This is a genomic window from Streptomyces sp. NPDC060031 (assembly GCF_042736805.1).
GTDB lineage: Bacteria > Actinomycetota > Actinomycetes > Streptomycetales > Streptomycetaceae > Streptomyces.
In genome coordinates this window covers 35,450-48,222 of the sequence record NZ_JBHWVM010000033.1, presented here as the reverse complement: position 1 = coordinate 48,222, position 12,773 = coordinate 35,450, and the positions used below count along the sequence as shown (strand labels likewise).

The 12,773-nt window shown below is 72.8% G+C and carries 13 protein-coding genes; 10 read left to right on the top strand and 3 right to left on the bottom strand.

The genetic code is table 11. From position 1 onward, the window contains the following. Positions 1 to 22 precede the first annotated feature (22 nt). The 6 genes from recR (at position 23) to ACFWB8_RS17105 (ending at position 5,894) form a co-directional block, all read left to right on the top strand. Positions 23 to 622: a recombination mediator RecR gene (recR, locus tag ACFWB8_RS17130; protein WP_385226811.1), complete on the top strand. Its 600-nt coding sequence runs from the start codon at positions 23 to 25 to the stop codon at positions 620 to 622. Then, positions 615 to 1,262, top strand: coding sequence for a DUF5063 domain-containing protein (locus ACFWB8_RS17125; protein ID WP_385226809.1), 648 nt, complete (start codon positions 615 to 617; stop codon positions 1,260 to 1,262). The genes recR and ACFWB8_RS17125 overlap by 8 nt, the downstream gene beginning before the upstream one ends. A gap of 154 nt (positions 1,263 to 1,416) precedes the next feature. After that, positions 1,417 to 2,691, top strand: coding sequence for an aspartate kinase (locus ACFWB8_RS17120; protein ID WP_365923570.1), 1,275 nt, complete (start codon positions 1,417 to 1,419; stop codon positions 2,689 to 2,691). After that, positions 2,688 to 3,773: an aspartate-semialdehyde dehydrogenase gene (locus tag ACFWB8_RS17115; protein WP_385226806.1), complete on the top strand. Its 1,086-nt coding sequence runs from the start codon at positions 2,688 to 2,690 to the stop codon at positions 3,771 to 3,773. The genes ACFWB8_RS17120 and ACFWB8_RS17115 overlap by 4 nt, the downstream gene beginning before the upstream one ends. Before the next feature lie 196 nt (positions 3,774 to 3,969). Next, positions 3,970 to 4,752: a SigE family RNA polymerase sigma factor gene (locus tag ACFWB8_RS17110; RefSeq protein WP_385226874.1), complete on the top strand. Its 783-nt coding sequence runs from the start codon at positions 3,970 to 3,972 to the stop codon at positions 4,750 to 4,752. Beyond that, positions 4,749 to 5,894 (top strand): hypothetical protein, encoded by a 1,146-nt coding sequence (locus ACFWB8_RS17105; protein ID WP_385226804.1) that lies wholly within the window; start codon positions 4,749 to 4,751, stop codon positions 5,892 to 5,894. Before ACFWB8_RS17110 ends, ACFWB8_RS17105 begins: the two co-directional genes overlap by 4 nt. A gap of 12 nt (positions 5,895 to 5,906) precedes the next feature. Here ACFWB8_RS17105 and ACFWB8_RS17100 read toward each other — a convergent pair whose 3' ends face one another. Then, positions 5,907 to 6,662 carry an SURF1 family protein gene (locus tag ACFWB8_RS17100; protein ID WP_385226802.1) on the bottom strand — a complete coding sequence of 252 codons (756 nt, stop codon included), beginning with the start codon at positions 6,660 to 6,662 and terminating at the stop codon, positions 5,907 to 5,909. A gap of 42 nt (positions 6,663 to 6,704) precedes the next feature. Next, positions 6,705 to 8,498: a prolyl oligopeptidase family serine peptidase gene (locus tag ACFWB8_RS17095; RefSeq protein WP_385226800.1), complete on the bottom strand. Its 1,794-nt coding sequence runs from the start codon at positions 8,496 to 8,498 to the stop codon at positions 6,705 to 6,707. A 102-nt stretch (positions 8,499 to 8,600) separates the two neighbouring features. On the opposite strand from ACFWB8_RS17095, the gene ACFWB8_RS17090 reads away from it, so the two are divergent. The 3 genes from ACFWB8_RS17090 to ACFWB8_RS17080 are packed head-to-tail and all read left to right on the top strand — an operon-like array spanning position 8,601 to position 10,709. After that, positions 8,601 to 8,768 (top strand): hypothetical protein, encoded by a 168-nt coding sequence (locus ACFWB8_RS17090; RefSeq protein ID WP_385226798.1) that lies wholly within the window; start codon positions 8,601 to 8,603, stop codon positions 8,766 to 8,768. A gap of 24 nt (positions 8,769 to 8,792) precedes the next feature. Further along, positions 8,793 to 10,121 (top strand): cytosine deaminase, encoded by a 1,329-nt coding sequence (codA, locus tag ACFWB8_RS17085; RefSeq protein WP_385226796.1) that lies wholly within the window; start codon positions 8,793 to 8,795, stop codon positions 10,119 to 10,121. 6 nt (positions 10,122 to 10,127) lie between these two features. Then, the gene (locus ACFWB8_RS17080) at positions 10,128 to 10,709 is read left to right on the top strand and encodes an HD domain-containing protein (protein ID WP_385226794.1); all 582 of its coding nucleotides are present in this window, start codon (positions 10,128 to 10,130) and stop codon (positions 10,707 to 10,709) included. A 51-nt stretch (positions 10,710 to 10,760) separates the two neighbouring features. On the opposite strand, the gene ACFWB8_RS17075 is transcribed toward ACFWB8_RS17080, so the two are convergent. Then, positions 10,761 to 11,207 carry a DoxX family membrane protein gene (locus tag ACFWB8_RS17075; protein ID WP_385226792.1) on the bottom strand — a complete coding sequence of 149 codons (447 nt, stop codon included), beginning with the start codon at positions 11,205 to 11,207 and terminating at the stop codon, positions 10,761 to 10,763. A 330-nt stretch (positions 11,208 to 11,537) separates the two neighbouring features. On the opposite strand from ACFWB8_RS17075, the gene ACFWB8_RS17070 reads away from it, so the two are divergent. After that, positions 11,538 to 12,740 carry an MFS transporter gene (locus tag ACFWB8_RS17070; RefSeq protein ID WP_385226790.1) on the top strand — a complete coding sequence of 401 codons (1,203 nt, stop codon included), beginning with the start codon at positions 11,538 to 11,540 and terminating at the stop codon, positions 12,738 to 12,740. Positions 12,741 to 12,773: the final 33 nt, after the last annotated feature.

The window sequence follows — 12,773 nt, the reverse complement described above, 5'->3', positions numbered from 1 at the left end:
CGTAACGAAAGAAGGCAGTCCGTTGTACGAAGGCGTGGTCCAGGACCTCATCGACGAACTGGGCAGGCTGCCCGGCGTCGGGCCCAAGAGCGCGCAGCGGATCGCCTTCCACATCCTGCAGGCCGAGCCCACCGATGTCCGCCGCCTCGCGCACACGCTGCTGGAGGTCAAGGACAAGGTCCGGTTCTGTGCGGTGTGCGGGAACGTGGCGCAGGAGGAGCGGTGCGGCATCTGCCGTGACCCGCGCCGCGACACCACGGTCATCTGCGTGGTGGAGGAGCCGAAGGACGTCGTCGCGATCGAGCGGACGCGAGAGTTCCGGGGCAAGTACCACGTCCTGGGCGGCGCGATCAGCCCGATCGAGGGCGTCGGCCCCGACGACCTGCGCATCCGCGAGCTGCTGGCGCGTCTCGCGGACGGCGAGGTGACCGAGCTGATCCTCGCCACCGACCCGAACCTGGAGGGCGAGGCGACCGCCACGTACCTCGCTCGCATGATCAAGCCCCTGGGCCTGAAGGTCACCCGCCTGGCCAGCGGGCTCCCCGTCGGGGGAGATCTGGAGTACGCGGACGAGGTCACGCTCGGGCGTGCCTTTGAAGGAAGGCGACTTCTCGATGTCTGACGCAACGCTGCACGCCCTGGGCCAGGATCCGGACGATTTCGCCGTCCAGATCGCCGACCAGATCGAGTCCTTCATCGTCGCGGTCACCGAGGTGGCCAAGGGCGAGGACCCGGACAGCGCGGTGCCCTTCCTCCTCCTGGAGGTCTCCCAGCTGCTGCTGGCGGGCGGCCGGCTGGGTGCGTACCAGGACGTCCTGCCGGACGAGCGCTACGAGCCCGACCTCGGCCCGGAGCCGGACGTGGACGACCTGCGCGAGCGGTTCGCGCTGATGCTGGAGCCGGTCGACGTCTACTCCGAGGTCTTCGACCCCTACGAGCCGCGCAAGGCCCCGGTCGCGCACCGGATCTCCGACGACCTGGCCGACGTGGTGGCCGACCTGCGCCACGGCCTCATCCACTACCAGTCGGACCGGATCACCGAGGCGCTGTGGTGGTGGCAGTTCTCGTACTTCACGAACTGGGGTCCGACGGCCTCGGCGACCCTGCGCGCCCTGCAGTCACTCGTCGCGCACGTACGCCTGGACCAGCCGCTGGAGGCGCTCGACGGCCTCGACACGGACGAGGACCTGGCCGAGGAGGACCTCGCGGAGCAGGCCGGACGGGTGATGGCGCAGGAGCTCGGCGGCCTCGGCAGGCCGTGAGATTCCGCCGTTCCGATGACCGGATTTCCGGAAATCGCCTGGTCAGGGAACCCGTTCTTTGATCTGTTCGTCTCATGATGTGGCATGGAGCGGCCGGATCGCGGTCGCTCGTTAGACTGCACCAGCAATGAGACGGACCGAGCGAGGAGCGCACGTGGGCCTTGTCGTGCAGAAGTACGGAGGCTCCTCCGTAGCCGATGCCGAGGGCATCAAGCGCGTCGCCAAGCGGATCGTGGATGCCAAGAAGAACGGCCACCAGGTGGTCGTCGTGGTTTCCGCGATGGGCGACACGACGGACGAGCTGATCGATCTCGCCGAGCAGGTGTCCCCGATGCCTGCCGGGCGCGAATTCGACATGCTGCTGACCGCCGGAGAGCGGATCTCCATGGCGCTGCTGGCCATGGCGATCAAAAACCTGGGCCACGAGGCCCAGTCGTTCACCGGTAGCCAGGCGGGCGTCATCACCGACTCGGTCCACAACAAAGCGCGCATCATCGATGTCACGCCGGGCCGTATCCGCACCGCGCTGGACGGCGGCAACATCGCCATCGTCGCCGGCTTCCAGGGCGTGTCCGCGGACAGCAAGGACATCACCACCCTCGGCCGCGGCGGCTCGGACACGACCGCCGTCGCGCTGGCCGCGGCGCTGGACGCCGAGGTCTGCGAGATCTACACCGACGTCGACGGCGTCTTCACCGCGGACCCCCGCGTCGTGAAGAAGGCGAAGAAGATCGACTGGATCTCCTCCGAGGACATGCTGGAGCTCGCCGCCTCCGGTTCCAAGGTGCTGCTGCACCGCTGTGTCGAGTACGCACGCCGATACAACATCCCGATCCACGTCCGGTCGTCCTTCTCGGGACTTCCGGGCACCTGGGTCAGCAACGAGAATCCGCAAGGGGACGAGCAGGTGGAGCACGCCATCATCTCCGGAGTCGCTCACGACGTCTCCGAAGCCAAGATCACGGTCGTCGGCGTCCCGGACAAGCCGGGTGAGGCCGCGGCGATCTTCCGCGCCGTCGCCGACGCCGAGATCAACATCGACATGATCGTGCAGAACGTGTCCGCGGCCTCCACGGGTCTGACGGACATCTCCTTCACCCTCCCCAAGACCGAGGGCCACAAGGCCATCGACGCCCTGGAGAAGGCGAAGGGCCGCATCGGCTTCGAGTCCCTGCGCTACGACGACCAGATCGGCAAGATCTCCCTGGTCGGCGCGGGCATGAAGACCAACCCGGGCGTCACCGCCGCCTTCTTCCAGGCGATGTCCGACGCGGGCGTCAACATCGAGCTGATCTCCACCTCGGAGATCCGCATCTCGGTCGTGACCCGCCAGGACGACGTGAACGAGGCCGTCCGCGCCGTGCACACGGCCTTCGGCCTCGACTCCGACAGCGACGAAGCCGTCGTCTACGGAGGCAGCGGACGATGACCGCGACCCGGTCCTCCGGCCCGGCGCTCGCCGTGGTCGGGGCGACCGGAGCTGTCGGCTCCGTCGTGCTCCGGATCCTGTCCCAGCGGGCGGACGTCTGGGGCGAGGTACGCCTGATCGCCTCCGCGCGCTCGGCCGGCCGGACGCTGACCGTCCGGGCGCGCGAGACCGAGGTGCTCGCCCTCACCGAGGACGCCTTCGACGGCCTCGGTGCGGGCGACGTCGTGCTCTTCGTGACCCCGGCCGAGGTCTCGGCGCGCTGGGCGCCCGTCGTCACCGCGCGCGGGGCCGTCGTCGTGGACCAGTCGTCGGCGTTCCGCGAGGACCCCGAGGTGCCTCTGGTGGTGCCCGAGGTCAACGGGCACGCCGTACGGACGCTGCCGCGCGGGATCGTCGCCGGGCCGGACTGCGTGACCGCGGCGATGATCGCCTCGCTGGGCGCGCTGCACGCCGAGTACGGGCTGGCCGACCTGGCCGTCTCCTCGTACCAGGCCGCGAGCGCCGCCGGCCGGGCCGGCTCCGAGGCGCTGCGCCGTCAGCTGTCGCTCGTGGCCGGGACCTCCCTGGGGGAGCTGCCCGGGGACGTACGCCGTGCCGTCGGCGAGGACACCGGCCCCTTCGCGGCGCCGCTCGCGATGAACGTCGTGCCGTGGTCCGGCGAGCTGTGCGCGGACGGCTGGTCCTCGCACGAGCTGGCCGTACGGGCGCAGACCCGCCGGATCCTGGGGCTGGACCGGCTCCCGGTGGCGGTGACCTGCGTACAGGTGCCGGTGCTGACGGGGCACTCGCTGACCGTGCGGGCCCGCTTCGAGGCGGAGGTCGGCGCCGCACGCGCACGGGAGGTCCTGGAGGCCGCGCCCGGGGTGGTGCTGGTGGACGATCCGGCGGCGGGGGAGTTTCCGACCCCGTCGGACGCGGCGGGCACGGATCCGGCCTGGGTGGGGCGGGTGCGGGCCTCGCTCGACGACCCGCGCGGCCTGGAGTTCTTCGTCTGCGCCGACAATCTGCGCCAGGGCGCCGCGCTGAACGCGACCCGGATCGCGGAACTGGTCGCGGGTGAGTTTGCGACTTTCAGTTTGTAGGATCGTCACTGATCCCTTGATCAAGGTGATGGCCCGACTGCCGCCTCGAAAGACGGGGCAACCGGGAAGAGCGGCACTGACGCATGAGGGCATTGGGGATATCGCGGGTGAGTCCGCCTCGCGCGTACAACCCTGACGGGGGGACGCGTGTCCAACAGGCGTGGCAGAGGCATTGCTGGACTTCGCAGTCATACCGGTGCGCACCGGGGGATATCCGGCGCGCCGGGGTTCGCGCTTTTCCGACGGCTTCCCGGTGATCGTTCCCGTCCCGCCGGCCCGCCCGGCAACCTCCGCCCCCACCGCGACCGCGGCCCCGCCGTCCGCCGTGCCGATCCGGGGCGGCCGCGTGCCCGCGCCCCGCGATAGCGCGGACGGCACCCGGAGCGGCACCGGAGCGGCCGCGAAGGCCGCGAAGACCTCGGTGGTCCCGGCGGTCCCGGCGGCCGAGGTGACCGGGCCGGCCGGGCTGACCGACGTGGTCGCGGGGACCACCGTCGACCACCTCACCGAGACCTACCAGGCCCACTACCGCTCGCTCCTCGGGCTCGCCGCGCTGCTCCTCGACGACACCGCCTCCTGCGAGGACGTGGTCCAGGAGGCCTTCATCCGCGTGCACTCCGCCCGCAACCGGGTCCGCGACCGGGACAAGACCCTGGCGTACCTGCGCCAGACCGTCGTGAACCTCTCGCGTTCCGCCCTGCGCCGCCGCATCCTCGGGCTGAAGCTGCTGTCGAAGCCGATGCCGGACATGGCGAGCGCGGAAGAGGGCGCCTACGACCAGCTGGAGCGGGACGATCTCATCAAGTCGATGCGCGGACTCCAGCGGCGCCAGCGCGAGGTGCTCGTGCTGCGCTACTTCGCGGACATGACGGAGGCCCAGGTGGCCGAGACGCTCGGCATCTCGCTCGGCTCGGTGAAGGCGTACGGATCGCGGGGCATTGCCGCGCTGCGGGTGGCGATGGAGGCTGCGCAGTCATGAACGAGGACCACAAGCCGATCGAGGAACAGGCACTGCGGAGCCTGCTGCACGGAGCCGTCGAGGGACTCGAACCCTCCGAGGGCGCGCTGGACCGCCTGCGGTACGAGGTCCCCGTGCGCCGGATCCGCAAGCGCCGGGCCGTCGTCGGCGCGGCCGCGGCGGTACTGCTGGCCGGGGCCGCGATCCCGACGGCCCTGCACCTGACCGCGGCGGACGGCGGGGCCCCCGACCACCCGGCCATGGCCGGCCACGGCGAGCTGCAGGGCGGCCAGAGCGCCGGATCCTCCGACCCGCACCAGAACGGCTCCGGCGCCCAGCCGAGGGCCGCCGAGCGCTCGGGCAGGAACCCCGGCGGCGCCGGCGGCACCACGGGCCTGCCCTCGCCGGTGCCCAGCGGCGCCCCCGCCACAGGGCCGACCGCCGGCTCCTCGGGCCTCGGCGCGTTCCCCGGGAGCGGGAGCATCGTCGGCCCGGGCACCGGGATGCTGCCCCCGCCGGCGGCCCCGGGCGTGCCCGGCTGCAGTGCCGAGCAGCTGGGGGTGTCGGCCAGTGCGCGGCCCCGCGAGGCGGACGGCAAGGTCTATGGCAGTTTCAAGGTCACCAACGTCTCGGCGCGCGGCTGTACGGTCCTGGGCCCGGACAGCGTGACCGCGGCCCCGGCGAGCGGGCCCGCGCCCGGCCAGGGCGGCACCGGCGTGGCCGTCGTCGAACACACCGCGGGGGATCCGGCGGCGGGGCTGCTGCCCGACCCGTCGAAGGAGGCGCCGCTGATGCTGCTCGCGCCGAACGCGGCGTACGAGGTCCGCTTCGCGTACGTGCCGCCGGCGCAGGGCTGCGCGGCGACGACCTCGGACCCGGTCGGCGTGCAGCCGCAGGGCGGCGTGGCGCAGGCTCCGTTGGAGGCCTCGGGCGCGGATCCCGGCGGCGCCGGTGGCGCGGGCGGTGGCACGGGCACCGGGTCGACGGGCGGGACGGGCGGGACGCCACCGACGACTCCGGCGGGTACGGGGGTGGCGGTGTCGCACACGCCCAGCACCACGCTGCCCGGCGCGGCCACCACGCAGACGACGATCCCCGACGCCTGCGGGGGCACGGTGTACCGCACGGGAGTGATCCCGGTCGACGCCCCGGCGAAGCCGTAGCGGGGCCTCGGCCTACGCCGCGGCCAGGCCCGCTTCCGCGTCGCGCAGGGTTTCCACCTCGCGGCGGTAGAGGCGGAACCACATGAAGAGCACGAAGGCGGCGAAGACGAACCACTCGCCGGTGTAGCCGAGGTTCTGGAAGGCCTTGAGGTCGAGCCCGGTGTTGGGCGGCGCCTGCGCGGGCACCGCGGTCAGCCCGTCCGCGGGGGTCTGCACGGTCAGCCAGGCGTCGTACAGCTCGTACGGCACGAGGTTGACGAGCGAGGCCGCGCCGATCACGCCGAGCTGCCCGGCCGGCAGACCGCCCTCCGCGCGCACGCCCTTGGTGCTGGAGTTCTCCGAGGGCTGCAGCGCGCCCGTCACCTCGACGTGCCCGGTGGGCGCGGCCGGCGCCCGGCCGGCGTCCGCGGTGCCCGGCAGCCAGCCCCGGACCACCGGGACGGCCTTGCCGGAGTCGGTCCTGAGCAGGGTCAGCACGTAGAAGCCGGACGTGCCGTCGAGCGACCGGTCGGGGACGAGCAGCTGCTCGGCGTACTCCCCGGAGGCGGAGGCGAGGCGTCCGGAGGTCTTCTTGTCCACCGGGAGCAGCGAATCCAGCGGCGCGGGCGCCTGGTCGGCGGGCCGCGCGGCGGTCACTTCCTCGTGGGTGGCGACGCGGTCCTCGAACCGGCCGAGCTGCCAGGTCCCCATGAACAGGCAGAAGGGAACGCCGAGCGCGACGAAGACGTTGATCCCCCACCAGCGCGGGGTCAGGAGAAACCGGTGCACCCCACCACCGTACGGGGGTGCACCGGGAACCCTTCCGCTGGGTCAGGCCGGCAGGTGCTTCAGGGCGAAGTCCAGTTCCATCCGGACCTGCTTGATCCGCTCCTCCACGACCAGCGAGCCGTGCCCGGCGTCGTAGCGGTACACCTCGTGCACCGCTCCGCGCGCCGCCAGCCGGTCCACGTAGTTGTCGATCTGCCGGATCGGGCAGCGCGGGTCGTTGACGCCCGCCGCGATGTGCACGGGGGCCTTGACCGCGTCGACGTAGGTCAGCGGCGAGGACACCTCGAAGCGCTCCGGGACCTCCTGCGGCGTGCCGCCGAAGAGCGTGCGGTCCAGGGACTTCAGGGCCTCCATCTCGTCGTGGTAGGCCGTCACGTAGTCGGCGACCGGCACGGCGGCCAGCCCCACCGCCCAGTCCTCGGGCTGCATGCCGATGCCCAGGAGCGTCAGGTAGCCGCCCCACGAGCCGCCCGACAGGACGAGGCGCGCCGGATCCGCGAGGCCGCTCGCGACGGCCCACGCGCGGACCGCCCCGATGTCCTCCAGCTCGATCAGGCCGACCCGGTGCTTGAGCGCGTCGGTCCACTCGCGCCCGTACCCGGTCGAGCCCCGGTAGTTCACCCGGACCACCGCGAAGCCGTGGTCCAGCCAGGCCGCCGGGCCCGCCGCGAAGGCGTCGCTGTCGTGCCAGGTGGGCCCGCCGTGCACCTCGAAGATCGTCGGGAAGGGGCCGTCGCCGTGGCCCACGGGCCGCTGCGCGAGCGCGTGGATCCGCCCGCCGGGGCCCTCCACCCACACGTCCTCCACCGGCACCGAGCCGGGCGCCCTGAAGCCGGGCGGGTCCAGTACGACCCCGCCCGCGGTCGACCGCAGCGCCGAGGGCTCGGCCGCCGAGGACCACTGGTACTCCACCGATCCGTCGGGCCGCGCCGTGGCGCCCGACACCGTTCCCGGCGGGGTGTCCAGCCGCAGCAGGCCCCGGGCGGCCAGGTCGTAGCGCCACAGCTCGCTGCGGGCCTCGTGGCTGTGCGCGATCAGCAGCGCGGAACCGTCCGGGTACCACTCGGCGCTGACATCGCCCGGCAGCTCGACCGCCAGCTCCTCCTGGGCGCCGGTGGCCACGTCCCACACCATCGGCTCCCACCGGCCGCGCCGCTGGTGGCCGATCAGGAGCCGGGTGTCGCCCGCGACCGGGGCGAAGCCGAGCACCTCCAGGCCGAGCTCCTCGGTGCCGCCCTTGGAGTCGTCCAGCTCGGCGACGGTCTTGCCGTCGAGGGTCAGCACGCGCAGGGAGCAGTGCATGGCGTCGCCGTGTTCGGTGTGCTCGACGGCGATCAGGGTCCCGTCGTGCGACAGGTCGCCCACGCCGGCCGACTCCCGGTGCCGGTAGACGACGACGGGCGCGCTGCCGTCGGCCGGTACGACGTGGATCGTGGACCCGTCCTCGTCGGTGGAGCGGCCGACGACCGCCGTGCCGTCCCGGCCGATGGCGAGCCCGGCGGGGTACGAGGGCTCCAGCCCGGGGGTGGCCGGCTCGTCGGGGCCGCCCGCGAAGGGCTGGCGCACCCAGGTGCCGAACTCGTCGCCGTCGGTGTCGGAGAACCACCAGATCCACTCGCCGTCGGGGGAGAGGGCGCCGTCGGTGGTGCCGTTGGGGCGGTCGGTGGCCTGCCGCTGCGCGCCGGTGGCGCGGTCCCAGGCGTAGAGCTCGTAGGTCCCGGTCGCGTTGGAGACGAAGAGCGAACGGTCCGGGGCGTCCTCGGCCCAGTCGGGCAGCCCTACGCGCGGCGCCCTGAACCGCTTTTCCCAGTCGGGCATGGCGTGTGCGTCAGTCATAGGCCCTATGTAACCCGATGGGCCGGGATGCCGACTGGTCCGGACGGGTGCATGGTGGTGTGCGTACGCCGATCGTTCCGGCGCCTCCGAGGAGGAGTGATCATGGCCAGGAAGGCTCGTACCGGTCAGCACGGCCACCAGGATTCCGAGCGCGCGATGGCGAAGAACACGGCGGCCGAGGCACGCGCCAAGGCCGCGGTCAGGGACCTGCACTCGAACGCCGCGAAGACGCGGGGCATGCAGCAGAAGGCGCAGTCCAAGCGCGGCTGAGCCCCCGCTGCGTAGGGTGGCGCCATGCGGATGACCGTCCGGGGCGCCCGGCTGCTGCACACCGAAGACCGCCCCGGAAGCCGGGGCCTCCATGACGTCGAGGTCGCGCAGGACGGGCGGATCGCGCGTGTGGTCCCCTACGACGACCAGAAGGAACCACCGGCGACGGGCGTGCTGATCGAGGCCCGCGGCGGGCTGCTCAGCGCCCCCTTCGTCGAGCCGCACATCCACCTCGACACCGCCCTGACCGCGGGCGAACCGCGGCCGAACGTCTCGGGCACCCTCTGGGAGGGCATCGCCTGCTGGAGCGAGCGCAAGCGGACCCTGACCCGCGAGGACGTGATCGCGCGGGCCACCGAGGTGCTGCGCTGGCAGGCGGCCCAGGGCGTGCTGCACGTGCGCACCCACTGCGACGTCACCGACCCGGCGCTCACCGCGCTCGACGCGCTGCTGGAGGTCCGCGACCGGGTCCGGGACGTCATGACCCTGCAGATCGTGGCCTTCCCGCAGGAGGGCATCGCCTCCTTCCCGGACGGCGAGGCGCTGCTGCGCGAGGCGATCGTCCGCGGCGCCGACGTCGTCGGCGCGATCCCGCACTTCGAGGACACGCGCGAGGACGGGGTGGCCTCGCTGGGCACGGCCTTCGCGCTGGCCGAGGAGTACGGGCTGCGGGTGGACGCCCACTGCGACGAGATCGACGACGAGCAGTCCCGGTTCGTGGAGGTGCTGGCGGCCCTCGCCCTGCGCTCGGGCCTGCGCGAGCGGGCGACGGCCTCGCACACGACGGCGATGGGCTCCTACGGCGGCGCTTACAGCTTCAAACTCCAGCGGCTGCTGGCGCGCTCCGGGATCAACCTGGTCTCCAACCCCTTCGCCAACCTGAACCTCCAGGGCCGCTTCGACGCCTACCCCAAGCGGCGGGGCCTGACCCAGGTCAAGGAGATGCTGGCGGCGGGGGTCAACGTGGCCTTCGGGCACGACGACGTGATGGACCCGTGGAACGCGCTCGGCACCGGCAACCCGCTGCAGACCGCCCTCGTCGGCGTCTACGCCGCCCAGCTCACGGGCGCGGACGAGATCCCGGCGGCGTTCTCGATGGTGACGGACCGCGCGGCGCGCGTGCTCGGCCTGTCGGGCGCGGAGTACGGGATCGCGGAGGGCGCCCCGGCCTCCTTCGTCCTGCTCCCGGCGCCGAGCCCCGAGGAGGCGATCCGCCGCCAGGTGCGCCCGCGCTACGTCGTCTCGCGCGGCACCGTCCTCGCGGAGACCCCGCCGGCGCCGGCCCGGCTGCTCGCGTGGCCGGGCGAACAGGAACCCTCCGAGGTGGACTTCGCCCGGCGCCCCCTACGCTGACGCCTCATGACTTGGACTCTTGACACCCCGGCGGGGCGCGCCGCCCTGGACATCGCCACCGAGTACGCGGACGCGGTGCTGCTCGGCCACTCCGTGCGCTCCTACGCCTTCGGCGTGCGGTACGCGGAGCAGCACGGGCTGGCGTACGACGCGGAACTCTTCTATGTCAGCGCGCTTTTGCACGACCTCGGCCTGACCGCGCCCTTCGACAGCCACACCCTGCCCTTCGAGGAGGCGGGCGGTCACGTCGCGCGCGTCCTGACGGCGGGGCTGGGCTGGCCGGTGGAGCGGCGGGCGCGGGCGCAGGAGGTCATCGTGCTGCACATGCGCGACGACGTCACGGCGGCCGAGGACGTGGAGAGCCACCTGCTCCAGGTCGGCACGAGCGCGGACGTCTCGGGGCTGCGGGTCGCGGACTTCGACCCGGCGTTCACCGCCGGCCTCCTCGCGGCGCATCCGCGGGGCGACTTCGGCGCGTCCTTCCTCGCGCTGGTGGAGGACCAGGCCGTACGCAAGCCCGCCTGCGCGGCGGCCGCGTACGTCGCCGGCGGCGCGGCCGCCCGGATCGCGGCGAACCCGCTGGGCTGAGGGCGCGTTCCTCGCGCTCCTCGCGTTCTCGCGTTCTCGCGTTCCGCGCGGTCAGAAGAGGCCGATGGCGTTGTCCAGCGACCAGACCTGCCAGCCCATGGCGAAGAAGGCGACGGCCGAGATCAGCGCCATCATCAGGTTCTGCCCCTGCTCGCCCCAGTCGTGGATCATGAGCACGAGGTAGACGAGGTTCAGGACCAGACCCGCCACCAGGGCTATCGGCGTCAGGAAGCCGACGACGAGGCCGAGCCCGAGGGCCAGTTCCGCATAGGCGACGAGGTAGGCCATGAAGCGCGGGTGGGGCTTCACCACCAGGTCGAAGCCGCGCGTGACGAAGGCCCATCGGTGCTCGGCCGCGACCCCGGCCGCCCAGCGGATGCCGCCGCCGCCGAACCAGTCCTTCTTGTCCTTGTGCCGCCAGCTCTCCAGCCACCACAGCCCGAGCCCGATCCGCAGAACGGCGACCCATTCGGGCCCGCCGAGCCAGATGGTCTGCATCCCCGGTTCCTTCCCTCGCACCGACCTGACGATCCGTCAGTTTCCAGGCAGGGGACCCGCGTGGCAAGGGGTCGGCGCCGCGCCCGCGCCCAACTTCCGCGCCGCGCAGGACGGATGTGGGGGGCATGTACTTCCGGCCAAGGGCTCGAGCCTGTCTCAAGTCTGCCCTTGACAGGGGTCTCGGGTCGGAAGAACCCTTACTGGGTGATCTTAGTTTCGTGCACGGCGGGACGGCGCCGGGTGCCTGACCACTCGCTTTGCGGCGCTCTTCGATGAGACCGCCCGGCGACTGACATCCAACTCCGCCCATCGAGATGGGGACCACCACGCATGGCCTACTTACACATCCTTCGGCTTCCCTCGGTGTTCCGGCTCCTCACCGGGAGCTGGGTGGGCCGGCTCCCCTCGGCCATGGCCGCGCTCGCCGTACCCCTGGCCCTGCGCGACGCGGGCGCCTCGTACGGCTTCATCGGCGTGACGGCGGGAACCTTCGCGATCTCGGCGGCGATCGGCGCGCCGCTCGTGGGGCGCGCGGTGGACCGGCGGGGCCAGACGCTGATCCTGCTCGTGACCGCCGTCCTGGCGGCGGCCGGGTTCATCACCATCGCCATCGCGCCGGAGCGGCACGCGCTGGTCCTGGTGGGCGCCGCGCTGGCGGGCGCGGCAACGCCCCCGCTGGAGCCCTGCCTTCGCGCGCTGTGGCCGGACCTGGTGCCCTCGCGAGAGCTGGAGTCCGCGTACGCGCTGGACTCCAGCGCACAGGAGCTGGTCTTCGTGGCCGGGCCCCTCGTGGTGGCGGGCACGGTGGCCGTGGTCTCGCCCACCGCGGTGCTCTGGGCCCAGGCCGCACTGGGCATCGTGGGCGTGCTGGTGGTCGCGAGCGCCGGTCCCTCGCGGCGCTGGCGGACCGAGGCCCGGTCGACGGACTGGCTCGGGCCCCTGCGTGAGCGGGGCCTGGTCCTCCTGCTGGTGTGCCTGGCGGGTGTCGGCTTCGCCATCGGCACCCTCAACATCCTGGTCGTGCACTACGCGGAGCGGAAGGGATTCCCGGGCGGGGCGCCCGGCCTCCTGGCCCTGCACGCGGGAGGGTCGCTGGTCGGCGTACTGCTCTACGGGGCACGCAAGTGGGCGGCTCCGCTTCCGCGGCGGGCGCTGTCGCTGGCCCTGGGGCTGCTGACCGGGTACACCCTTCTGATCCTGCTGCCGCCGCCGGCGCTGATGGGGCCGCTGATGGTCCTGACGGGGCTGTTCCTGGCCCCTCTGCTCGCCACCACCTTCATGCTCGTGGGCGAACTGGCCCCGGAGGGCACGGTCACCGAGGCGTTCGCCTGGCTGATCACGCTGTTCGCCACGGGCACCTCCCTGGGCTCCGCGATCACCGGCGGGGTCCTCCAGCACTCCAGCGAGCACTGGGGCGCGGCGTGCGGCGCCCTGGGCGTCTCGGTCACGGTGCTGCTGCTGTTCTCGGGCCGGCGCAAGCTGGTGTCCGCCAAGGTGCAGGGCCCCGGGGCGCTGGCCGCCGACGCGGTGTAGTCGCCCCTTGCGCGAGGGCCCGGATCCCGGTCG

Bases quoted from the DNA above. Each gene is read 5' to 3' on its own strand.
- ACFWB8_RS17105 (WP_385226804.1), top strand. From the start codon at position 4,749: ATGAACGAGGACCACAAGCCGATCGAGGAACAGGCACTGCGGAGCCTG.
- ACFWB8_RS17095 (WP_385226800.1), bottom strand. From the start codon at position 8,498: ATGACTGACGCACACGCCATGCCCGACTGGGAAAAGCGGTTCAGGGCG.
- ACFWB8_RS17075 (WP_385226792.1), bottom strand. From the start codon at position 11,207: ATGCAGACCATCTGGCTCGGCGGGCCCGAATGGGTCGCCGTTCTGCGG.
- ACFWB8_RS17125 (WP_385226809.1), top strand. From the start codon at position 615: ATGTCTGACGCAACGCTGCACGCCCTGGGCCAGGATCCGGACGATTTC.
- ACFWB8_RS17090 (WP_385226798.1), top strand. From the start codon at position 8,601: ATGGCCAGGAAGGCTCGTACCGGTCAGCACGGCCACCAGGATTCCGAG.
- ACFWB8_RS17080 (WP_385226794.1), top strand. From the start codon at position 10,128: ATGACTTGGACTCTTGACACCCCGGCGGGGCGCGCCGCCCTGGACATC.
- ACFWB8_RS17070 (WP_385226790.1), top strand. From the start codon at position 11,538: ATGGCCTACTTACACATCCTTCGGCTTCCCTCGGTGTTCCGGCTCCTC.
- codA (WP_385226796.1), top strand. From the start codon at position 8,793: ATGCGGATGACCGTCCGGGGCGCCCGGCTGCTGCACACCGAAGACCGC.
- ACFWB8_RS17115 (WP_385226806.1), top strand. From the start codon at position 2,688: ATGACCGCGACCCGGTCCTCCGGCCCGGCGCTCGCCGTGGTCGGGGCG.